Here is a 24989-nt window from a genome sequence, read left to right on the forward strand (position 1 = left end):
TTATTTGATACACAAAGGTAAAGAGAGTCATACCACTCTCTATCTATATAAAATCTTAAAAATTACATTTTATATAAGACCACCCTTCTTCTTGTTTTTCGATAATATAAACTAATCCTGAAGGTACGAATCCTACATTCTCGATAATATCTGATTTATCTATTTTGCGAGCATTGATTGTATTCTCACACGCAAAGAATTGTATACCTTTTTGCATCACTGCCTTAAGAGGTTCTCCTACCATCGTCTTGCTTTTTCTAAGCATTCCGATACCAGGCCCATGCACGACTACTTGTATCGTTACATCCTCTTTCCAGTGATTTCTAACATTAGATACATAAGTCATTAGTGCATTCTGTTCGTTAATGTTGTCTGTGTTTAATTGAAATACAACGTTGTGCTTTGTATTTTTCATAAGTATATCTATTTTTAAGTTTTGGGTTCTATTTTTTAAGTTCTATAAAACTACTAAAAACCACTCATATCGACTAATAAACTCTCACAAACTTTTGCTACTATTCTGTTTAAAATTCTATTCAGATCTAAATCTATCCTTTCAAAAAAAGGAATTTCTTTTTTTTGTTTTCAGCATAAATAAGTTCCTATTTATACCCAAAATTCTCTTTCAACACCTTCTTTTTTAAAAAAATTACCTCAAAAACCATCTATAAGAACAATTTTTCTAAAAAAACAATTTACTTTTTTTACCACCAAAAAAACAACAATACACTAATTATCAATACAATAACCCTAAAACACCCCTATACCACCTCAATCACAATACTCCCCTTATACTTAGTAAAATAAGGCTTTAGAGGCATTTCCTTCGACAATACATGGACAATACCCCGAGAATGATGGACATAGAAGCACTTTTCTCCAACAATACACCTTTTATACACCCAGTATTCTCCTCTTATCACAGTATTACGTAGTATTAATTTTCACTTACATTCCTATATCCAATCATCTTTCAATATAAATGGTGTACTAACAAAAAAGAAGTGCTGTGTATCCTAGGTTACATTTCTTCTCGATTTTAATCGAGAACTTTGTCTTATTAAATTAAATGTTATGGAATGGATATATGGCCCATGGCCTTGGTATGTAGGAGGTTTATTCATCGCTACTACACTTATATTACTTTTATTAATGGGCAAATCTTTTGGGTTTTCCTCTAATCTACGCACCATGTGCTCGATGATGGGAGCAGGTAAGAGTTGTGATTTCTTCTGCTTTAACTGGAAAGCTCAGACGTGGAACTTACTTTTCTTAGTAGGTACTATCCTAGGAGGGTTCATCGCATACCACTTCTTGAGTGTAGAGCCAGCAGCGATACCACTAGCCGATCAGACGATAGAGAAGCTACATACACTAGGTATAGAAAGTGCTGGCAAGGCATATATACCGACAGAGCTATTCTCTAATGAAGTATTCGGTTCTATTAAATCTATCGGACTACTATTATTAGCAGGGTTCTTCGTAGGGTTTGGTTCTAGATATGCAGGAGGATGTACTTCAGGACATGCAATCAGTGGGTTGAGTAATCTACAATTGCCTTCCTTGATAGCTGTAATTGGTTTCTTTATAGGAGGGTTAATTATGGTACACCTACTGTTCCCTTTTATTTTCTAACACAAGTGATTAACAATATTTATATCAATAAGATACAATGAAAAAATTAGCCTATTTATTAGTCGGAATGCTTTTCGGGATAGGGATGTTTAAGTCTGGCGCGGCATCGTGGTTCAGAATATATGAAATGTTTCAATTCGACAGCTTCCACATGTATGGTATTATGGGAACTGCGTTAACAATCGCTGTTATCGCAACCTATATTATCAAGAAAAAGAATATCAAAGACTTCTCTGGTAACCCGATAGAGTTCACCCCAAAAGAGAAGAGTGTACCACGCTATCTGATAGGAGGAATCTTTTTCGGGTTAGGATGGGCATTAGGAGGAGCTTGTCCCGGACCTATGTTTGCCTTATTTGGAGCAGGCTTTTTACCTATTTTGATTGCCATCATCGGAGCATTATTAGGGACTTGGTTCTATGGATTGATCAGAAGATGGCTTCCTCATTAATAAACAATATGGATTAAAGGAACTAATACTTTTGATATATTGTCACGATAAAGTAACTTAGAACCATTAATTCATTTGTTTATTCTTTTATGGAACATATCATACGAAACAAGTACCGCTCTACCTTCGAGGAGAAGTTATTAGAAGAAATCATAGAAGTATCTACTATAAAAGACTTTAAAGAAGGAGAAAAGTTGATGGAGATAGGAGAATACATTAAGAAGATTCCTCTACTCCTAGAAGGTGCTATCAAAATCATCAGAGAAGATCAGCGAGAGGGAGAGATAGTCCTATACTATATAGAAGAAGGAGATACCTGCGCGATGACACTGACCTGCTGCTTAGGTGAGACGAAGAGTCAGGTGCGCTCTATAGCAGAACGCGATGGTAGTGTAGTCTTAGTTCCTGTAGGAAAAATGGATGAATGGCTGGTAAAATATAAGAGTTGGCGCAACTTCGTACTCAACAGTTATAACAACCGTATGAACGAAATGCTAACTGCTATAGATAGTCTTGCCTTCATGAATATGGAAGAACGTCTATGTAACTTACTGAGAAGTAAAGCGAAGATATACAACAGTCGCTTTATCAACAATACACATCAAGAATTAGCTGACGAACTAAATACCTCTAGAGTAGTGATCTCTAGAATACTAAAAACTTTAGAAAACGAAGGTATTATACAGCTCAATAGAAAATATATCGAGCTACTTAAGCCTTAAGTACAGATATGGATTATACAGCATTAATAGGGTATGCACTAGCCTTACTTATCGGGATATCACTAGGCCTTATCGGTAGTGGTGGATCTATACTCACCGTACCTATCCTCGTGTATATCATGAAGGTAGAGCCCTTCGTAGCTACAGCATACTCACTATTCATAGTAGGATCTACTTCTCTAGTAGGTGGTATAAAAAACTATATAGACAAAAAAGTAGATCTAAAAACAGTATTGCTCTTCGGGATACCCTCTGTCATCACAGTATATATCACGAGAGCCTACTTACTCCCACTTGTACCAGATGTAATATCCATCGGTAGCTGGAGTATAGATAAGAATATTGTGCTGATGGTCTTATTTGCCTTAGTGATGTTCACTTCGGCAACTAAAATGATCAGACCAAAAAAAGAAATAGAGGTAATAGATACTAAGCCAGCCTTATCAGGGCTAGTATTACAAGGCATCTTGATCGGACTGCTAGCAGGTACAGTAGGTGCTGGAGGAGGATTCTTAATCATTCCCGCTTTAGTCTTATTTGCCAAAATGCCTATGAGACAAGCTGTCGGCACCTCATTATGCATTATCGCTATACAGTCCTTAATAGGATTCTTAGGCGATCTAGGTCATACCGCTATGGACTGGGCGATGCTACTTACTTTTAGCGGGATATCTATGGTAGGGATCTTCATCGGTATCTATTTAACAAAGTACGTTCCTGATAAAAATTTAAAAAAGTGCTTTGGTTATTTCGTACTAATCATGGCTATTTATATCCTAATTAAGGAAGTGTTTTTATAGTTTGTAACCTAAGTTACTGTCATTTTAAAAACATCTTCTTACTTTTACTACAAACAAAGAAATAAACTACAATATGAAAATAGAACAAATTTATACAGGATGTTTAGCTCAAGGAGCTTACTATATAGAGAGCAACGGAGAAGTTGCTATCATCGATCCACTAAGAGAGGTACAGCCTTACTTAGACAGAGCGGCTAAAGATAATGCGACGATTAAATATATCTTCGAAACACACTTCCACGCAGACTTCGTGAGTGGACACGTTACATTAGCTGAGAAAACAAATGCTCCTATCGTATACGGACCAAATGCTAACCCAACGTTTAAGGCACATATCGCTACAGATGGAGAGGTATTTAAAATAGGAAATATCACAATCACAGCATTACACACTCCGGGGCATACGATGGAGAGTACTACGTACTTACTAAAAGATGAGAATGGAAAAGATCACGCTATCTTCAGTGGAGATACGTTATTCTTAGGTGATGTAGGTCGTCCTGACTTAGCTCAGAAAGCGGCTGACTTGACTCAAGAGCAATTAGCAGCTACGCTATACAATAGCTTACGCACGAAGATTATGACGTTAGCAGATGATGTTATCGTATATCCTGCGCATGGTGCTGGGTCTGCTTGTGGAAAGAACTTAAGCAAAGAAACTGTTGGTACCCTAGGGGATCAAAAACAAACGAACTATGCACTACGTGCTGATATGACAGAAGCAGAGTTCGTAAAAGAAGTAACAGATGGTCTACTACCTCCTCCTGCATACTTCCCACTAAATGTGAAGTTAAATAAAGAAGGATATGAGAATGTAGAGACGATCATCAATAACAACAAAGCCCTTACTCCAAAAGAGTTCCAAGCTTTAGCAGAAGAGTCTGGTGCCTTATTATTAGACGTACGTTCTGCTTCAGACTTCGCTAGTGGACATATACCAGGAGCTATCTTTATCGGATTAGATGGTCAATTCGCTCCTTGGGTAGGTGCATTAATCACAGATATTAAACAACCTATCTTATTAATCACTCCAGAAGGACGTGAAGAAGAAGCTGTGATTCGTCTATCTCGTGTAGGATATGACAATACGTTAGGGTACTTAAAAGGAGGATTCTCTACTTGGAAAACAGAAGGTTTTGAATACGATACTGTACAACAAGTAACAGCAGAAGAACTAGCTGATAAAATAGTGAATGAAGATATCAAGGTAGTAGATGTACGTAAGCCAGGAGAGTACAATTCTGCTCATATCAACTATAAAAACTTGACTCATTCTCCATTAGATTATATCAATGATAATATCGCTGACTTCCCAACAGAAGGTAAATTCTTTATCCACTGTGCAGGAGGATACCGTTCATTAATCGCGTCTTCTATCCTAAAAGCTAGAGGATACCACAATATGATCGATGTAATCGGAGGTTTCGGCGCTATCAAGAACACCTCTATCCCATTACAAGAAGGAGGTAGCTGTACAGCAACATGTCCAACAACTAAACAATAATACAATGAGTAATTTTCAAGAGTTAATCGATAGAGATCAGTTAACTTTAGTTGATTTCTTCGCTACGTGGTGTGGTCCATGCCAGATGCTAGCTCCTGTGCTAGAAGAAGTAAAAAAAGAGCTACAGGATGATATCTCTATTATCAAAATAGATGTAGATAAGAATACGGCTCTTACCACACAGTACAGCACACAATACCAGATGAGAGGTGTACCTACACTAATGCTTTTTAGAAAAGGTAAACTTCTGTGGAAACAATCTGGATATATGGATAAACAGACATTATTAGGTCATATCGATCAGTATAAGCATAATTATTAAAAATAAGGCTACCTATCAAAGGTAGCCTTACTTTTTATAATACTATTCAAAGATTAAAACCCTGCTATATATCAGTTGTTCAATTTATTAGAATTAATATTATATATTTATGACAATTAACCTTAATTACTGACTTATGAAAAAAATAATGTATACACTTATGTTTGCATTGACAATAAGTGCTGCAGATTACGCTCATGCTCAACAGAAGGAGAAACCAACTTTCGTAACCTCTGTTGAAGACATTAAAGAATACAAACTGTCTAATGGGCTAAAGGTACTCTTACTTCCTGATGCTACTCAGAATAATGTGATAGTTAATATCGTGTACAACGTAGGGTCTAAACATGAGGGATATGGAGAGAAAGGTATGGCTCACCTATTAGAGCACATGCTTTTTAAAAGCACTACTAAACTAGGCGATATCAAAAAAATGCTCTCTGACAAAGGTGGCCAAGCACAGGGGACTACTTGGTATGACCGTACAAACTACTATGAGATATTCGCTACTTCTGATGAGAATCTAGCATGGGCACTAGAGATGGAAGCAGATCGTATGATTAACGCTACTATACTTCAATCTGATTTAGACAAAGAGTTCTCTGTAGTGCGAAACGAATTTGAGATAGGAGAGAATAACCCTAGTAGAGTATTAATGGAAAGAACTATTAATACAGCTTACTTATGGCATAATTACGGGCTTAGTACCATCGGGTCAAAAGAGGATATCGAACGTGTTAAAGCTCCTCAATTAAGACGATTCTACGAAAAATACTATCAACCTGATAATGCTACTCTACTTATAGCTGGTAAGTTTGATGAGGCTAAAGCATTAAAATACGTAGAAGATTACTTCTCTGTGATTCCTAAACCTAAACGTGTATTAGATGAAATATTAACTGTAGAACCTGCTCAAGATGGTGAGAAATTTGTAGAAGTAAGACGTGCAGGTGATTCTAAGCATATACAGACCTTATACCACACTGCTTCATACGCAGATAAAGACTTTGCGGCACTTGTAGCACTACAATCTATACTGACTAATGACCCCTCTGGATATTTATATAAAGATTTAGTAGAGACTAAGAAGGTATCATCACTATACTCTTTTAGCCCTACAGTGAGAGATGCAAGTTTTATCTTATTTAACTTTGATATTCCTCTTGATAAAGATCAAAATGAGACACTGAAAGATATCAAGACTGCTTTAGCTAAAATAGAAACTATCAAGTACACACAAGAAGACTTAGATAGAGCTAAAACAAGAATCTCAAAAGGTCTAGAAGATTTAAAGAACAATACTATCCGAACTGCTATTAACTTAACAGAGATTATCGGAGCTGGAGACTATCGCCTGGCTAATTTGTACAGAGATAATGTAGAGAACTTAAAACTAGAAGATATCAATAGGGTAGCTAAAAAGTACTTTAAAGATAATAACCGTACAGTAGGTATGTTTATCCCTTCTAAGGATGAAATAAGAGTGAAGCCAACTGAGTTCTTAGATAAAGACATTAAGGCGCTAGTAGAGAACTATAAAGGAAAAGAAGCATCAGAAGAGTTAAGACCATTCGAAGCATCTATTGCTAATTTACAGAAGAATTATTCTACTGCTAAACTTGGAAATGGGCTTAAATATGGTATTATAGATAAAGATATCAAAGGGGAGAAAGTACAAATAAGTATGACACTACCAGTAGGTAATCAAAAAGACTTATTAAACAAACAATACATAGGTTCTTTTGCAGCAAACCTATTGAATGCTGGGACTAAGACTATGACTAAACAACAGATAAAAGATAGGTTAGATCAATTAAAGTCAACTATATCTGTTAGATTTAATGGTCAAAATATTAGCATAGGAGTATCATCATACAGAAGTAGTATAGAAGAAACGATGGTTATTCTTAAAGATTTATTGACTAACCCTATCTACCCTGAAACAGAATTAGAGAAATTAAAAATAGACTATATTACTAATTTAGAGTCTCAACTAAGTGATCCTCAAGCTATCGCTTCCAACAAAATCTCTCAATTAACAGAGAAAGAAGAAAAAGGAAGTATCTTCTATACTCCATCAACTCAAGAGAACATTGATGGTATTAAAAAAGTTAAACTAGAGGAAATTAAGGACTTCCACAAGAATTTCTTTGGTGCCAATAACGGTATTGCTACAGTAATAGGTATGAAAGACAAAGAAGCTGTGGATAAGCTATTAGAGAACACGTTCGGTAACTTTAATAGTAAAGCTAAATATGAAAAAGCATATCCTAAGTTTATAGACACTAAACAAGTAAAAGAAATATTCGAAACTCCAGACAAAGAAAATGCTGTAGCTATAGGTAAACTAAACTTTGAGATGAATCAATCAAATCCTGACTATGCTGCATTAGTATTTGCAAACGAAGTAATGGGAGGTGGATTTATGACTGCGCGTATCCCTCAACGCTTACGCGAAAAAGAAGGAATTAGCTATGGTGCAGGTACCTCATTAAGTGTACCTAGTGATCCTAAAAACGTGAATGCTTCTTGGTCTATATACGCTTTTATGAACCCTACTAAACGCGTTGATGTAGAAAAAGCTTTGAATGAAGAGTTTAATAAATTAATTACTTCAGGTATTACTGAAGATGAATTAACTGCTAACAAATCTTCATGGAAGAATGCAAAACAAGCAAATCTAGGTAGCGATGGATACTTAATATATTTATCTTCTTTATTCTTGTTATACGACACTCCATTTACAGAGCATGACAAATTAAATGCTGAGATAGACAAACTAACTGTCAAACAAGTGAACGACGCTGCTAAGAAGTACTTACAGCCTTCTAAATTCACAACAGTTTACGCTGGTGATTTTACTAAAAAATAAAGCAAATAACCTTTAAACAAAAAGCCGATTGATTACTCAGTCGGCTTTTATATTTATATACACTAGTCCATTTACTAACAACTAAAGTCTACAGATATAGCTCCTGCTAAGTAGATAAAATGTTGAGCTCCTTTAGATAAATATACTTCTACAGACTGTATTTCATATTCAGGTGAAGCATCGAACACAAAATCTAAGTTGCCATCTCCGTCTAAATCCCCAACAAACAACAACTGTACAAAGGTGTCATTAAAGCTTGGGATATCAAGGATTACTTGTTCTGCCTCTCCATTGACTGTAAGGTATAACTTATAATCTTTAAACTTCTTATATTTCTTAGTCTTACCACTATCATCTGTATAGTCATAAGAATCTACTTGCTCACCTTCTGCTCTCAAAATATACTGTTTCCCATTAAATAGATACTCCTGTGGAGCATCAGGCCATAAAGGTTGCTCTTTAATGTTTAGAGCAGTCTTAGTGCCTTTCTTGATCATTGCATTGGGACCTAAGAAAAAAATAGGTTCCACAGGGCCTGTAGAGAAGATTCCTAGTTGCTCACTTTCTGTACACTCATTCATCTCTTCACTGATGGCATAATCTGCTTTAATAACTTGAAAAAGTCCTTTCTTTTCTTCAAAAGCTAACCATTTATCATTGACCTTATTGAATTCTTCTTGGTGGAAATCCTTGTCGTAATATCTAGGAATAAGAATGTCTAGAATGATGTTTTCTTCCTTACCATATATTGTTAGAGCAGGTTTTTCTTCTTCTGTCGCAGTTACTACTTCTTCTGTAGAAGGTTTAACCTCAGGAATCACTTCTTTCTCTTTTGTTTCTTTACACCCTACCAATGCAAGTAGTGTGAATATGAACAAGGTTTTTTTCATATCGTATATTGGTCTGTTATATTTACATTTTAAATCAAAAAAAAAGACTACCAATGTTGATAGTCTTTTCATTAAATATTTTAAAAGCTGTATTTAGTCATTTAACTTTAATACAGCCATAAATGCTTCTTGTGGGATTTCTACGTTTCCTACTTGACGCATACGCTTTTTACCTGCTTTTTGTTTTTCAAGTAATTTACGTTTACGAGAGATATCCCCTCCATAACACTTAGCTGTTACGTCTTTACGAAGAGCTTTTACTGTTTCACGAGCAATTACTTTTACTCCGATAGCTGCCTGAATAGGAATATCGAACTGCTGACGTGGGATAAGTTCTTTTAATTTCTCACACATCTTCTTACCGATATGATAAGCGTTATCAGCGTGCATTAATGCTGATAATGCATCCACTACGTTAGCATTGAGCATTACGTCTACTTTCACTAAGTTAGAAGTACGCATTCCGATAGGAGAATAATCGAACGAAGCATATCCTTTAGATACAGTCTTCAATCTATCATAGAAGTCAAATACAATCTCTGCCAATGGCATATCAAACATTAACTCAACTCTATCTTCTGTAAGGTAAGTTTGGTTAGTGATAATACCACGCTTATCAATACAAAGACTCATTACTTGTCCAACGAAGTCAGCTTTAGTAATAATAGTCGCTTTAATATATGGTTCTTCTACTCTTTCTAATTTAGAAGGTTCTGGTAAGTCAGATGGGTTATTTACTATAATAGGTGTATCAGGTTCTTTCTTAGTATATGCTAAGTAAGAAACGTTAGGTACAGTAGTAATAACAGTCATGTTAAACTCACGCTCTAAGCGCTCTTGGATGATCTCCATGTGTAACATTCCTAAGAATCCACAACGGAAACCAAAACCTAAAGCGGCAGAACTCTCTGCTGCGAATACTAATGAAGCGTCGTTAAGTTGTAACTTCTCCATAGAGTTACGCAACTCTTCATAATCTTCTGTGTCTACAGGATAGATACCCGCAAATACCATTGGTTTTACGTTCTCAAACCCTTCGATCATATTTTGAGTAGGTTCTTTTGCATCAGTGATGGTATCTCCTACTTTTACTTCTCTTGCTTCTTTAATACCAGAGATTAAGTAACCTACGTCACCTGTTTTAATCTCTTGTTTAGCTACTTGATTTAATTTAAGTGTTCCAATCTCATCTGCGAAATACTCTTTATTAGTAGCCATGAACTTAATCCTCTGACCTTTCTTAATCGTACCATTAACCACACGAAAGATTACCTCAATTCCACGGAATGGGTTATATACAGAGTCAAATATTAAAGCTTGTAATGGCTCCTCAGGATTCCCTTTAGGTGCAGGAACTCTCTCGATAATAGCTTCCAAGATATCTTCTACCCCTAATCCTGTCTTACCTGATGCAGGAATAATCTCTTCATAGTCACATCCTAATAAATCAACGATATCATCGCTTACTTCTTCTGGATTAGCACTTGGTAAGTCAATCTTATTTAATACAGGAATAATCGTTAAATCATTCTCTAATGCTAAATACAAGTTAGAAATAGTCTGAGCCTGGATACTCTGAGCAGCATCAACAATCAATAACGCACCTTCACACGCTGCAATAGACCTAGAAACTTCATAAGAAAAGTCTACGTGTCCTGGGGTATCAATTAAGTTAAGTATATATTTCTCTCCTTTATGAGTATATTCCATTTGGATAGCGTGAGATTTAATAGTAATACCTCTTTCACGCTCTAAGTCCATACTGTCTAAAAGCTGAGCTTGTTGCTCACGAGCAGTTACAGTCTGTGTAGCGTCAAGTAATCTATCTGCTAACGTACTTTTACCATGGTCAATATGAGCAATAATACAAAAGTTTCTAATGTTCTTCATCTTCGTAATATCAAAGTTTATTGGATTATATGCCCATTAGAAGTATTGAAACCACTTTCAATAATCATATAATCTAGATTCTAAGGCTCTTACATTCTTTTAATTAAAGAATCTACCTAGCCTATATTTTGCAAATATACTTTAAAGTTTCAATTTTTAGTTATTTTTCTGTCTTACAATCTCCCTTTATTTAAAAGAAATTGGTTATAATATCTATTGCATTAGATTTAGTAGTCTATTCTATGTTTTATAAAGACACATTTAGTAACTTTATATTCATAAAAGAATACACTATGAAATCATTACTTACAATATCCTTATTCTCTTTAGCGACCTTAGTAAGTTGCGGACAAAAGAGTGATATCACAAAAGATCATATCATACTTCCGAATAACCTTAAAGAGGTATCAGGGCTATACTATGATGCTACTTCTAATTCATTCTGGGCACTACAAGATAGTGGCAATAAGAATGAGTTATATCAAATCAAAGCTGATGGTAAAATAAGCCATACTCTAAAAATAAAAGACCAAAAGAATATAGACTGGGAAGAATTAACTGCAGATAAAGAAGGCAATCTTTATATCGGAGACTTTGGAAATAATAAGAATACTAGAAAGGATCTACGCATCTTAAAGATAAACAAAGACGATTTGCAAAAAGATAAGACAGAGGTAGCTGCAGTAATCTCATTTGAATACCCTGAACAAAAAGCCTTCCCTCCTAAAGAGACTGAATTATTATATGACGCAGAAGCTTTTATCTTATACAATAATAACTTCTACATCTTCACTAAAAATAGAAGTAAAGGCTTCGATGGAACCTCTTTAGTATATAAAATACCTAATCAAGCAGGGCATCACAAAGCTGAACATGTACAAACATTCAATGGATGTAATATATACAAACACTGTGCTATCACAGGCGCTGCTATCAGTCCAGACGAGAAGACTTTTGTACTGCTATCTCATTCTAAACTTTGGATAATAGACGGTTTTAATCCCAACGCTATTATGGATGGAAAGATTAGTGAGCACAAACTACACCACGTCTCTCAAAAAGAGTCTGTGACTTTTGGAGACAACAATACTATCTATTTAGCTGACGAGGTAAAAGATAAAAAAGGTGGTAAAATTTATAAAGTGGATTTGGGTACATTAAAACCCAAACCCTAATCCAAATACAAAGCGACCTCCATCTACACTGTTAAAGAAAGAGCAGTGTAGAGTCGCTTGTTCTACAGCACTTATCCACAGTCCTGCCCCATAAGAGTTATGCCATTTAGTAGAAGACTCCCCTGGCTGCCATACTCTACCGTAATCGAAGCCTCCATAGAAACCATAACTCATAGGAAGAAACCCTGCTGTAAACTGACCTGCATTAAATCTTAAATCTGTTGTTTGTACAAAAGATGTCTTTCCTGTAAAACGCTCTGGTCTAAAACCTCTTAAGTTAGCATTACCCCCTATAGTGGCTGCGTGGTAAAAATCGTAGTTATCATTAAACCTTGTTTGGTATGTAAAATTAGTCGCAAGTACTAATCTTTCACCTCTATCAATATAGTGTAAGAAACTCGCTTTAAGGTCTAAATACGCAAAGTTCTGCTTAGTCTCCTCTAAATTCATTCTCCACCCAAGTTTTGAATTAAAACCAAAGCCAACTGTTGGATTAGCAGGATAATTATACTGCTCATAGTTATACTCTACCTTAAGACCTCCATACTGTTGAAAATCAAAAACCTTAGTATCTACACCATTTACATCATCGGTGATATATCTATCCGTTTGATGTTTTACCTTTAAGGCATCATATTCTAAGTTTGCTTCAAAACTAGCTCCCTGTTTTCCTTCATATCTATACCCAGGAGAAACAGAATAGCTCTCAATGCGTACTCTCTTATAATCTTTGCCTTTTTCTTTATCAAAATAATACGTTTCATTCCCCAGTCCGTAGTAATTAACTGCAAAGTTAGGACTAGTCGCTCTACCGCCTATCGTAAACATCCAGTCATTAGTCGCATTAGGGAAATACCCTTTATACTCTGCCTCTAACCCCTTTGTATTAAAAGAGTAGAAACCTTTCAACACATGCTTTGCTGTATAAGGATCTTGAATAAACTTAGAACGTGTAGAACTGTATAAAAAGCCAAGCTTAACACCATCTTCCGGATTAAAACCAATATTTGGCAATAACATATTCAAGTTAAGAGGTACTCGCTCATAATTAAAGTTATTAATGTCATACTTATTAGTCAGTATTGTTCTTCCATTAGAACCTTCCATCTTTACTTCATTCTTCTTATCCGCATAATCATACACGATTACTTTAGAAGCATTATCTACTAAGAAAGTGTCTTGATTCTTACCACCTATTAATCTAATCTTAATCTTCGCTTTCTCATCTCCACTTACTTTAAAAGTATCCTCATCGTTCAGTCCATATACCCAAATCTCTTTAGTCTCAGTAGCATTATATACCTTATCGAATACTAGTTCTTCTCCAGTCTTTTTAGCTCTATATTGTTTTACACGAACATTCCCTTCAGCCAATCTCTCAATATCAAACATCTCTTTCTTATCAGTTCCTGATAAGATGACATACTCGCGTAACTGTTTATAATATTTCGGCAAGAAAGCATCTATCTTACTACGTCTTGCTTTGAATATTCTTTTGATTTCTTCTACCTCTTTTGTTAGTACTTCTTGAGGCAATTTACTAAACGCCTCGTCTAAAGCCTCATCGTCTAACTTCTCTACAACATCCTTAGCCTCTCTCAACCAATCTTCTAAAGAAGTACCTTTTAACAAGTATTGATCTAATGGAAAAGCTGTTTTATTAATCCATCTAGGATTAGCGAAGTCTTCTGTATAATTCTGCATATGTCTAAGTGGTGGTAGCTTCTTTATCAATGATAACAAAGCACCATCTATCTTAGCAAAAGCCTGATCTCTATCTCTAGGTACTGGTCTATAGATAACTTTATCTCCTTCTGTAAACTCTGACCATCTCCACTGGTCACCATGTCTATCCCAATCCCCGATAAGCATATCAAAGATTCTAGCACGCATATAAGCCGTCTGATCTACCTCATACTTCTCATCTTTTCTCAACTTCGCAATAACATCAGTTGTACTGATAATATTACTAACGTTCCCAAAGCTTACTTCATCCTCATATCCTGACGAAGGTCTCTCCTCAATCATATACAATTCGTCCCCATAGTTATCATTAAACCTACCTAAGACAGACTGCTTAGGTACATAATACAACTCTGGATTAGTGTGATACATCCCTATCTTATCTGCTAAACCATCAAGTATAAATGGTGTATATGGATGTGAAGTCGTATAGAAGTCATATATAAATCGCTCTGTCCAAGTATTGTCAAAAGCATTCATCACATAGTGATCCTTAAACACGGCAGTCTGTGCAAAACGAGACACACTCTTACGCACACCACGCATCACATACTCTTTACCCTCTTTATCTACTAGTCTTAAAGACATAGACTGATTACCTCCTCCAGATATAGTAGGTGTAAGTCCTCCTTTTAGAGTAGTCAAATCTGCTACAGACGCCGTTATCGGTGTACCGTATACATTGCGATAATGCTCCCCCCATAAGAATCGATAGAACTTACTCTTTTCTGTCCATTGTTTAGGATATACACTAGCTTGTGCTGTTTGTTGTTCAAGCTCTTTATTATCTATATCTCGGTTTTCTTTTCCACCTCCAAAGTTATCTAACATCACAGTGCTATATAAAGCTGTATATCCCCCATCTTGATAACCATAGAAAGAAAGCTTAGCACTCTTATCTTCTCTAATCTCAAGCTTAGAATACCCAAACACCCCAGCAGAGAAATCTCCTTCTACAACCGCTCTAGCAGGCGTAAGATTGCTCATCGCTCCACTTATTATCTGCTTTACACCACCTCTGTCTATATACTGTAGATTATGCTCATGACCTGATGCTATCACTACATTTGTATACATTTGCGCGATTGTTCTTATGCGCTTATTTAGCTCATTGTATTTTTTGCTTTGAAGATCTTGAGGATTGATTCCAGACATCTGTCTAGTATAGTTGTATATACTGCCTATAACTGGTAGAGGCACACTCCCTCCTAAAGGAAACAAATGATCTTGCACAGAGAACTTCCCTCCATGATTACCATTGCTATATACAGGGTGATACATCGCTAATACCACCACCTTATTCTGATTCTTATTAATCTCACCTCTTACTTCTTCGAAGAAATCTTCTCTCGTCTTTATATCACAGTCTTCATTGATATTCGGATGGTTATCCCAATTCTCAATGTACCACTGACTATCAATCACGATTAGCACAGTCTCATCATTTACCTTAAGCCTTTCTAGTCCACATACTTTACGAGGAAGTAGAGCTTTCTTATTCCCTGTTCTTTCGACTAAATATTTATCTAGATTCTTAATTCCTTCATAACTACCTTGCCAATCTGATTCACCGTTAATGAATACTGTCGTTCCCTTATTACTCTCCAATAACCCCAAGTGACTCACTAAGCCATCTTCTGCTTTCTTTCTTTTTTTAGAAGAAGTACCTGGCATTCCTTTCTTGGTATTATTCCCTAATAATACTAATGTTGAGTTCTTATCACTCTCTTGACTCAACATCTGTTTAAAAGCTTCTAAATGCTCTTGTTCCTCCGTATTATTTGCTTGGCTTAAGTTTCCAACCAAATAATAAGTATGCACAATTTTTTGATTGCTATTGCGTTCTTGAGAAAACGCCCCGCTTTTAGTACCGTACTGAGGCTCTAATGTTGCACAAGATACTAGACCTACTAAAGAGGTTAAAGAAAGTACAACAGCGATTTTTGAAAGCTTTAACGGTGTTTCAGAAAATATTTTCATATTTTAGGGGTTATAAAGGTTATGACTATGACGATTCTACAAAAGATTGAAGAACACATCTTTCAGATACACAAAGATACACTATCACATCAATATACGTACCACAATTTTAACCATACAGTACGTGTTGTTAATGGTTTAGAAGAAATTTTAAATCATTTAACAGTAGATAGTCATAATGCTAATTTATTGAGATATGCCGCATGGTTTCACGATATAGGTTATATTAATTCTTGGGAAGGACATGAAGAACGAGGTGCACAGATGGCACAAACTTACCTATTAGAGAACGGAGTACCTCATGATGACGTATTAACCGTTATGCAATTAATACGTGCTACTAAGCTAGACTATGTTCCAGATAATGACTTAGAGTGTATTATTAAAGATGCAGACTTCGCACACTTCTCAGACGAGAATTATGTAGAGACTAGTAATCTGCTAAAGAAAGAAATAGAAAACTTATGTTCTAAAACATTTACTAGACTAGAATGGTTAGAGCAGAATAGAGATGTGATGCTGTATAGACATCGCTATTACACCAACTATGCTCAACAAAATTGGCAACCTACTAAACAAAAGAATCTGCTAGATGTACTGTCTAAAATAGATAAAATCAACTCTAACAAAAAGAAAAAAGAGAAGATAGAATCGAATAGAACAATCGATACTCTATTCAGAACTACTTTGCGTAACCATACTCAACTTAGTGCCATAGCAGATAGAAAGGCGAATATCTTATTATCTGTCAATGCGATTATTATCTCTATCTGTCTATCGACATTAATACCTAAACTAGACAGTCCGAGCAATGCTCATTTGATTGTGCCTACATTTGTATTATTAATATTTAGTGTGGCAACTATCATCTTTGCAATACAATCTACTAGACCCAAATTAACGTCAGGTAAATTCACTAAAGAACAAGTAGAAAACAGAGAAGTAAACCTATTATTCTTTGGTACTTTCCATCAGATGCCTTTTGAAGAATATGAAGAATCTCTAAGTGAAATCATGAAAGACAAACAATACCTACACCATGCCCTGACTAAGGACTTATATAGCCTAGGTATTGTCTTAAACAAGAAGTATAAGTTCTTGCGTATCACTTATGCTGTTTTCACATTAGGTATTATTTTATCTGTTATTACCTTTACATTAGCATTTAGAGGTATTGGTTTTTAAGGTAATTATGCATCAGTGTATCATAATCTAATGATTCTATATCAAAGTCTAGATTCACACCTATACGCAGTCCTATAAGACCAGATACACTCTGCATATCTTCGATTAGGAACTGCTCTAAATTATGGTCTAGAAGACCTGCCTTTTGACCAAACTCAATGTATCCTAGATATTCTTCTAAATCATAAGTAGAAGCAAAGGCAATTGTAATCTTTTTGGGTTGTACGATGCGTTCAGTCGAATCTTTTATATTCGCTTTATCTAATCTTTTTTTGATTATTTCATATCGGGTATTATATGCACCATCGATATCGAAGCGCTTCTCGTCCATTCTGAACTGAATACCAAGAGAAGAATCATATACTAAGATTAGTACAGTCACATCCATCTTTAATGGTTCATGTACATTATTGCGATAGTGTATACACATCTGTTCACACATCACCTGTAATTGCCACAAACGGAGATTGTGTAGATAAGTAAAGTCAAAAGACTTCATCGGGCTGATAGAACTACCTATATAAATATTGTGTTCTACCCCATCTGTCTTAAATCGTTCATAATAATGAGGAAAAACTTTCTGTACAGACTCTTGTCTCTGATCTAATAGATCAGTGAAAGTCTTATTCATCTTACCCACCTGAGTATCATATATCTTTCTATATCTATAATAGATACCTAGCTCTTCATCTATATAAGAAAAGTACTCGTCTAATCGAGGTCTATAGAATAAGTGTTCATCCTTTAATAAATAAGGGTGTACCTCATTGGTCACATAGTTCTGAATGCGCTGTTCTAACCCTGTCACGAAGTCCTCTTCTAAGTGTCTCAAATAGGCTTTTAACTTTAGAATATGTCTTTCTAAGATTAACGCATTCTCGCTAAAAGTACAATTGCGAAACACAGCGATTAACTTCTCTAGCTGCTCTCTTAGGTCACCTAGAATAGCCTCGTTGCGGAGTGCTCCAGATCCTTTTATATCTATCTCTCCATATAAAGGATATACATTCTGAAATGCAATAGGATTAATAAAGTAATCTTTATCTGCTACACTATCGATATAGTTGCGTCGAGCTTCTTCTAAGAACTTCCAATAAACACTAGGGTGTATCGTCGTAAACTCTCGTTGGATAATAGCCTCTACCTGATTAAGCATATCTGACTTCACTCGTTGGAAAGTCTCTGATATAATCGGCATCAAAGCATTTAGCTTCTGTGCATTCACACTATTCAATACTCTAGGTTCTTCTGAGACTATCTCGAATACACCTTCTACACCACTAGACAGTACTACAGGGCTAAACAGTCCACTGCGCACCCCATGCCTTTTAAGGTGTAAGCACATCACGCACTCCTTATCATTAGCTAATACTACATCCACATCAGAGATACTATAATATCCTTTTTGATCAACCACAGTCGCATACGCCTTCTCTGATAAGAGAATAGAAGAGTTCTCCTCATCTAGTAAAAAACTAGGCATAGCCATCATCTCATTAGTCTCCTTCTGTATCAATGTATCTACTACTAAGGGCGTGTACCCTATACGCAGATTAGGCACTCTGAATATAGAGCTGAATAGTTGCCCTAAGATAGCTCCTATTGGTTCACGTTGTAACTCTGCTTTTAAGAAATTCTCTTTTAATAAAGACATCGCATTCTCTATTGTGGCATCTACTAGACTAATAATACCGAATCCTTTCAGCACCCAACTCTTCTGAGGAAACTTCTCTTTCCACAACTCTAGATTATCAAAATTATCTTCTAGTAGCTCGATATCTTCCTTAGTCAGCATGACCGCATCTTCTGTAGGCACTACCTCTACGAAGTCTGCATTATACAGTACTCTATAGTGATGGATAATCCCCTTAGCGTCTGGCAAGTCTACAAACAGAGGACGAGTTAAGTCAAATGTCGCCTTAAAATAATGATTCATGATAATACAACAGCACGCTATATAATACTGCTGTTGGTTAAAATCTCTGATCTCTATATTATAGTTACCACCACTCTCCTCGATAATCTTTCTAAACCTTCTACTGTGATTAAACATCAACTTCTGAAGAGGCATCCCCACTGCCTTAATCTCATTATCCGTCAAGGCTATCGGAAATAATATCTCTAGTAACTCCCCTATCAATGCCTCATGTTCTACTAATAGATTATAATCTTCTATGATCTCAAGCAAACATGGCACTTCATTGATACGACCTAATAAGTCTCTAAAATACGTCTTCTTCATTTCATTCTTCTCAGGATCATCGATAAAAGCTTGCATAGCTTCCACCAGACGGTGAAAAGAAAATTTGATATCAAACGGGGTATAATCAAAAGTGGCGAGTCTCATAATATGTTAGGTGCTTTAGGAGATAAAGATACGAAATTCTCACTTTTACATTACACTTATCACATCCTCTAATTTTCCTATTTCACAACAATATCAAAACTAAAAACCTGAAATCTAAAAAAATCGTACTTTTGCCTCAAATTTCTAGAACGAATATGATTAAAATAGGCAATATAGAACTACCAGATCACCCATTGTTATTAGCTCCAATGGAGGATGTTAGTGACCCACCTTTTCGCCGTCTGTGTAAGAAGCACGGTGCAGATCTAATGTACTCAGAGTTTATCTCTTCTGAAGGACTGATTAGAGATGCGATGAAAAGTAAAATGAAATTAGACATCTTCGACTATGAACGCCCTGTAGGGATACAGATATTCGGTGGTGATGAAGAAGCGATGGCAGAATCTGCTCGAATCGTAGAGACTGTACAGCCAGATTTAGTTGATATTAACTTTGGTTGTCCTGTAAAGAAAGTGGTATCTAAAGGAGCAGGTGCGGGTGTACTAAAAGATATTGACTTGATGATTCGCCTGACCAAGGCAGTAGTACAGAGTACTCACTTACCTGTGACAGTGAAGACACGTCTAGGATGGGATGAAGAATCTATCAATATTGACGAAGTAGCAGAACGCTTACAAGATGTAGGGGTTCAGGCATTGACTATACATGCACGTACTAGAGCGCAGATGTATAAAGGTCATTCTGATTGGACACATATAGAGCGCATTAAGAATAATCCACGTATCCAGATTCCTATCTTCGGGAATGGAGATATAGACAGCCCACAAAAAGCCTTAGAGTACAAAGAGACTTTTGGGTTAGATGGTATGATGATCGGTCGTGCTGCTATTGGTTATCCGTGGATATTCGATGAGATCAAGCACTTTTTTAACACAGGAGAGATATTACCTCCTCCTACTATCAAGGATAGATTAGAAGCTGCTAAAAATCATTTGATCTGGTCTATGGAATGGAAAGGAGAGCGATTAGGTATCGTAGAGATGAGACGTCACTACACTAATTACTTTAAAGGAATACACGGTTTTAAACCACATCGTTTAAAATTAGTGACTACTGATGACCCTATCGAGTTATTATCCCTATTCGATAGAATAGCAGAAGAATATAAAGACTACGTAATAGAGTAAATCTTATACATAAAAAAACCACCTATTAATAGGTGGTTTTTTCTCTTTTTCAAAACAATTTCTATACTGTAATCTCTGATTCACAGACTTACTAAATGAAATTATTCACATAATTACTAGCGCATAATTATGTTATCACTAACTATACCAAAATGTCCTCTGAAGCGAACTATTTTTATTGGTTTCTGTTTATAAACGCATTTCTGGCTCCGTTAGTATTACGCTGCTGGAAAAATACCATATTTAAACAACTGAAACCATCTATCTACATATTCACTGTTAAAGTCTAGCACCTTCATCACTTCTCTACTAAACTCTGTAGCTCCTATACCACTAGCTGTTACTACATTTTGATCTCTTACCACGAGCTGATCTACATAGTTCTTCTCTCCGTGATAAGTAGGTACAAATCCTTTCATATAGAACAAGGCATTACTCGTATGCTTCACGTAGTCTAGCATACCTTTCTGAGCTAAATAAAGCGTAGCTCCACAAATAGCAGCTATTGGTAACTGGTATTTATAAATCCCATAAACTACCCTATCAATAGCATTAAAGTTATTTGTACTCTTTTCCCACATCTCTCCTCCTGGCAGTATTAAAAGTTTCAGTGTAGAGATGTCTATATCCTCTAGACTACAGTCTACCTTAACCTTTAACCCTCCTACCGAAGTAACATCAGCACCTGTATTAGAGACAGTTAATACCTGGTATCGACTATCTTGTATTAATTCAGGCATCAGATATCCAATCTCCCAATCTGAATATCCATCAAATAAGTAAATGTAAATATGATTTGCTTCCATCTTCTTCTTTTTCTCAAAGATATAGCAATATTGTATCAACTTAAATAAAACAGTCGCTACAAATCATAGCAAAAAAAACTCCTTTCGATTTGAAAGGAGTTTTCTACTATTCTTATTTATTTTATTTCTTTATCTGAGATAACATGTATATCTCTCTGTGGAAATGGAATCTCGATATTAGCATCATCTAAAGCATTCTTCACTATCTGCTGAATCGCGAATACTGTATCCCAGTAATTAGCTTTATCCATCCATACACGTACATTTAAGTTTACAGAGCTATCTGCTAAACTATTCACAAAAATGATTGGCTTCGGATCTTGCTTCACCTCTTTGTGCTTCGCTAATGCTTCTTGGATAACATTCTGTGCTGTCTTAATATTAGTATCATATGAGATACCTACTACGAAGTCATATCTACGTGAAGATATATCACTATAATTAGTAATCACAGAATTGGCTAAAGGCCCATTAGGACTAAAAATCTTTAATCCAGTAGGTCCTGTTAGAGTAGTATATAACAAATCTATCTTATCTATAGTACCTTCTGTACCACTAGTATTAGATACATAATCCCCAACCTTAAAAGGTTTAAACAATAAGATTAATACTCCTCCTGCAAAGTTAGATAAACTCCCCTGAAGCGCTAAACCAATAGCTAAACCAGCAGAGGCGAATATCGTTAAGAACGATGTCGTCTGAATACCCATAGTAGAAGCAGCAGTTAATATCAATAAGATATATAAAACCACTTTAATAATGCTCAATAAGAATCCCCTTAAAGACTTCTCCATATCACGCTTCTCAAAACGACGACCTAATCCTTTTAAAATAGCTTTAACAATAAAACTACCAATAACTAGTATTAATATTCCAACACCGATTTTAGGTAGAGCTCCCAAAGTATTAGTAATCATATTCTCTATTCCTCCAGCAAATTTTTCCATAACATTTTTTTTATTTTTATTTACAATTTCATTTTCTTAGCGATTCCCTTTGGGATACCATCTTTATGGATCATGATATCCGTTGTTTTATACTTCACGAACTCTTTACTCATATACATATATCCTTTATAGTCATTCGTAGTTCCCCAAGAGTTCTTGATGATATAGTACTCTCTACCTTTTTGATCTTTAGCGATACCTACGATGTGCATCCCGTGATCATCTGTAGTCGTATAGTTATCGAATGCCTCTTGACGCATCTCAGGAGTTACTTTTCTCTCTGGTTTTGGTCCGTTAAACATTTCTTCTTTCTCTTCAGCAGACATATCCTCCCAATCCTTCTCAGGAACGAAAGCTACACCATTTTTCCAGCTAAAGTATTTCTCACTCACATCACCAGCCCATGCTACAGTAAATCCGTTATTTACAGCGTGATCGATGATCTCAGTTAGCTCCTGCATTGGTACATTATACACTTGATTAAAAGCCCAGTTATCAGGCACTAATAATACAAACTTCTCGTACATAGGGTAGTTTAGGTCTGATCCTATCTCTACATAATCATCAGCGTTAATCCCTACTACCTCTTTCGCAAAGCTCTGTGGAGTATATTTTTTACCTTCCCATGTAAACTCCTTAGGAGCCTCTCCTAGATAGGCGTCTATAGCAGCAGTATATGCTTTCTCCCAGTTCGGAGTTAATTTTCTATTCGGGTTAGATACTACCGCCTTTAAGATACCTTCTTGTACCGCAGCCATCTCTCCAAATTTATTAATCGTCGTACCATAGTTCAGTCCATCATATACAGACTGAGGTACTGCTCCATACATTCTATACATATTCATCACATCGTGAAACGCACCACCATCACCTAGCGTTACCGCACCATGCATTCTTACATACATTTTTCCTTTTTCGATATATGCATTACGAGCAGAGAATATCTGAGAAATCTCTACAGGGCGTTTTCCCATTCTCATCATTTCTGACTCGATAAATGAGTTCGCTGAGTAAGACCAACATGTCCCTGAAGAACCTTGATTTTTCACAGAAGTGTTTTCAATATTCACTACATCTGTAAACGTGTAAAGCTCTTTACTCTTTGCACTTGCATTTAATTTTAATGAGTTTACTAAGTTATCTTGCGCTACTGTAGTAACAGAATATCCAGCCGACAACATAAGGGCTAAAACCCATGCTTTTAATTGATTTTTATACATATCGTTAGGTTTGTTAGAATCGTAAAGATAAAAAAAGTGATTTAAACAGCCTTACCTTCTACCACAAAACTACATTTCTTTAGCATATTCATACAAAATCGTCTGAATAACTACTTCATTAACACTCTTTCACTCCATCTCACTCCCCATTAACTCATTTTCGTTACATCCTACTATTACACTCCTCTAGATTTAGCTATAGTTACTATGATTACAATATGTTCCCAATGTGATCGGGTAGTGATAGGCTATTTTTGGTACTTTTAAGCCGACCAAATGCCCATCACAAGCCGACCACAAGCCGACCACCCCTCAAAAAGTGGTAAAAAACACCCTATAATCATTCTTTGATTAACCTATATAAGAAAGGTAAATATCACTTTTATAAACGAAAAGTCGTATAATAAAAAAACAGTGTATCTATATTCTAGAATACACTGTCTTAACATACTAACTGAATAGTATAAAGTCTCTTTTCAATTAATAGAAAGAGTACATATATTTTATTTTGAATAACTATAAGTAGTTACAACTTCTATGTCATTAGACAACCAATCCGGAACATATTTACCATCAACATAATCACCAAAATCCATTTGTCTAGTTCCTTTTAAAACTGTTTTAGTAGGATAATTATTCTCGTCATAAGAGTAAGTTATTTTTAAGTCATCCAGTACAATTCCATCTTTATTCGTATAAGTATAAGCAATAGGATTATTATTAGGCAACAATTCTTTAGCCATTTTTAACTCTGCTGGTACGCTTGGACTAGCAAGATTTAATTCAACACCATCTAATAAATCAATAACTCCTGCAGCTCTTAATGTGTGGAATCCAAAGAAAGGTTTGTCGTCATACGTAATTTTAATTACATACTCTTCCATCTCCTTATTATAAGCAAGGATTTCAGATGGATTCTTTTTGTTGTCATACTTAAGTACTTTACCATATTTATAAGCCGAGTTTTGGTATACCAATAAATCTTTTATCAATATCACCTCTTTAGGAGTAGTGATTTTCTCTACTTTCTTATTACTTCCGTATGCTATATCTCCTTTACTATTTTCAAAGATACTACCACCCTTCTTACGTTTAATATATTCAATAGAAGTAAGTTTACCATCTGCTGCATAACTCAGGTTAAACGTTTTGTCTTCTTCCTTATCTCCATCTTCATAAACAACTACATCTATCTTCTCAATGTTCTTAATGACTTTATTAGGTTCTGTTGTCGTAGGTGTACTATTATCATCTGAACTACATGATGATACTCCAACAAATGCAAGTGCTGCTAAAGCACTAAAAATAATCTTTTTCATAGCTAATTTATTTTTATGCAAATTTAAGTTAAC

The 24989-nt window shown here is 35.6% G+C and carries 18 protein-coding genes and 1 pseudogene; 10 read left to right on the forward strand and 9 right to left on the reverse strand.

The window, feature by feature from the left end; all coding sequences use genetic code 11:
* Positions 1 to 55: 55 nt before the first annotated feature.
* A complete protein-coding gene (locus tag MYRA21_RS04285; protein ID WP_006259764.1) occupies positions 56 to 415 on the reverse strand; it encodes a DsrE family protein in 360 nt (119 codons plus the stop codon).
* A 659-nt stretch (positions 416 to 1074) separates the two neighbouring features.
* Here MYRA21_RS04285 and MYRA21_RS04290 point away from each other — a divergent pair.
* The 7 genes and pseudogenes from MYRA21_RS04290 (at position 1075) to MYRA21_RS04320 (ending at position 8306) form a co-directional block, all read left to right on the forward strand.
* Complete coding sequence (locus MYRA21_RS04290) at positions 1075 to 1635, forward strand: YeeE/YedE family protein (RefSeq protein ID WP_006259765.1); 561 nt, start codon at positions 1075 to 1077, stop codon at positions 1633 to 1635.
* Between the two features lie 37 nt (positions 1636 to 1672).
* The gene (locus MYRA21_RS04295) at positions 1673 to 2086 is read left to right on the forward strand and encodes a DUF6691 family protein (protein WP_006259766.1); all 414 of its coding nucleotides are present in this window, start codon (positions 1673 to 1675) and stop codon (positions 2084 to 2086) included.
* A gap of 89 nt (positions 2087 to 2175) precedes the next feature.
* Entirely contained in the window at positions 2176 to 2808 is a 633-nt protein-coding gene (locus tag MYRA21_RS04300; RefSeq protein ID WP_006259767.1) for a Crp/Fnr family transcriptional regulator, read from the forward strand.
* An 8-nt stretch (positions 2809 to 2816) separates the two neighbouring features.
* A complete protein-coding gene (locus tag MYRA21_RS04305; RefSeq protein ID WP_006259768.1) occupies positions 2817 to 3608 on the forward strand; it encodes a sulfite exporter TauE/SafE family protein in 792 nt (263 codons plus the stop codon).
* Positions 3609 to 3681: 73 nt separating this feature from the next.
* Positions 3682 to 5112, forward strand: a complete 1431-nt coding sequence (locus MYRA21_RS04310; RefSeq protein WP_006259769.1) for a rhodanese-like domain-containing protein — start codon at positions 3682 to 3684, stop codon at positions 5110 to 5112.
* Positions 5108 to 5434, forward strand: a pseudogene (gene trxA / locus MYRA21_RS04315) (thioredoxin); the annotation flags it as partial. The gene MYRA21_RS04310 and the pseudogene trxA, both read left to right, overlap by 5 nt.
* A 136-nt stretch (positions 5435 to 5570) precedes the next feature.
* Positions 5571 to 8306, forward strand: a complete 2736-nt coding sequence (locus tag MYRA21_RS04320; RefSeq protein ID WP_039328636.1) for a pitrilysin family protein — start codon at positions 5571 to 5573, stop codon at positions 8304 to 8306.
* 74 nt (positions 8307 to 8380) lie between these two features.
* Here the strand turns inward: MYRA21_RS04320 and MYRA21_RS04325 are convergent, their stop codons facing one another.
* Positions 8381 to 9196, reverse strand: coding sequence for a hypothetical protein (locus tag MYRA21_RS04325; protein ID WP_230486179.1), 816 nt, complete (start codon positions 9194 to 9196; stop codon positions 8381 to 8383).
* Positions 9197 to 9289: 93 nt separating this feature from the next.
* On the reverse strand, positions 9290 to 11086 hold the full coding sequence (lepA, locus tag MYRA21_RS04330) for a translation elongation factor 4 (protein WP_006259773.1): 1797 nt from the start codon (positions 11084 to 11086) through the stop codon (positions 9290 to 9292).
* Between the two features lie 293 nt (positions 11087 to 11379).
* On the opposite strand from lepA, the gene MYRA21_RS04335 reads away from it, so the two are divergent.
* Positions 11380 to 12261: a hypothetical protein gene (locus MYRA21_RS04335; RefSeq protein WP_006259774.1), complete on the forward strand. Its 882-nt coding sequence runs from the start codon at positions 11380 to 11382 to the stop codon at positions 12259 to 12261.
* Here MYRA21_RS04335 and MYRA21_RS04340 read toward each other — a convergent pair.
* On the reverse strand, positions 12244 to 15984 hold the full coding sequence (locus tag MYRA21_RS04340; protein ID WP_006259775.1) for a hypothetical protein: 3741 nt from the start codon (positions 15982 to 15984) through the stop codon (positions 12244 to 12246). The two genes, MYRA21_RS04335 and MYRA21_RS04340, sit on opposite strands and share 18 nt — an antisense overlap.
* A 27-nt stretch (positions 15985 to 16011) precedes the next feature.
* Between MYRA21_RS04340 and MYRA21_RS04345 the strand changes: the two genes are divergently transcribed.
* On the forward strand, positions 16012 to 17169 hold the full coding sequence (locus MYRA21_RS04345) for a Pycsar system effector family protein (protein ID WP_006259776.1): 1158 nt from the start codon (positions 16012 to 16014) through the stop codon (positions 17167 to 17169).
* Here MYRA21_RS04345 and MYRA21_RS04350 read toward each other — a convergent pair.
* Positions 17150 to 19516: a hypothetical protein gene (locus MYRA21_RS04350; RefSeq protein WP_006259777.1), complete on the reverse strand. Its 2367-nt coding sequence runs from the start codon at positions 19514 to 19516 to the stop codon at positions 17150 to 17152. The two genes, MYRA21_RS04345 and MYRA21_RS04350, sit on opposite strands and share 20 nt — an antisense overlap.
* A 155-nt stretch (positions 19517 to 19671) precedes the next feature.
* Here MYRA21_RS04350 and dusB point away from each other — a divergent pair, with 155 nt between their 5' ends.
* Entirely contained in the window at positions 19672 to 20664 is a 993-nt protein-coding gene (gene dusB / locus MYRA21_RS04355; RefSeq protein ID WP_006266762.1) for a tRNA dihydrouridine synthase DusB, read from the forward strand.
* Positions 20665 to 20882: 218 nt separating this feature from the next.
* Here the strand turns inward: dusB and MYRA21_RS04360 are convergent, their stop codons facing one another.
* The 4 genes from MYRA21_RS04360 to MYRA21_RS04375 form a co-directional block, all read right to left on the reverse strand.
* Positions 20883 to 21470, reverse strand: a complete 588-nt coding sequence (locus MYRA21_RS04360; RefSeq protein ID WP_006259779.1) for a type 1 glutamine amidotransferase family protein — start codon at positions 21468 to 21470, stop codon at positions 20883 to 20885.
* Positions 21471 to 21586: 116 nt separating this feature from the next.
* Positions 21587 to 22417: a mechanosensitive ion channel family protein gene (locus MYRA21_RS04365; RefSeq protein ID WP_006259780.1), complete on the reverse strand. Its 831-nt coding sequence runs from the start codon at positions 22415 to 22417 to the stop codon at positions 21587 to 21589.
* A 20-nt stretch (positions 22418 to 22437) separates the two neighbouring features.
* Positions 22438 to 23637: an aminopeptidase C gene (locus MYRA21_RS04370; protein ID WP_006259781.1), complete on the reverse strand. Its 1200-nt coding sequence runs from the start codon at positions 23635 to 23637 to the stop codon at positions 22438 to 22440.
* A gap of 503 nt (positions 23638 to 24140) precedes the next feature.
* Positions 24141 to 24956 (reverse strand): hypothetical protein, encoded by an 816-nt coding sequence (locus tag MYRA21_RS04375; RefSeq protein ID WP_006259782.1) that lies wholly within the window; start codon positions 24954 to 24956, stop codon positions 24141 to 24143.
* Positions 24957 to 24989: the final 33 nt, after the last annotated feature.

It is taken from the genome of Myroides sp. A21, assembly GCF_000807225.1.
Taxonomy (GTDB): Bacteria; Bacteroidota; Bacteroidia; order Flavobacteriales; family Flavobacteriaceae; genus Flavobacterium; species Flavobacterium odoratimimum.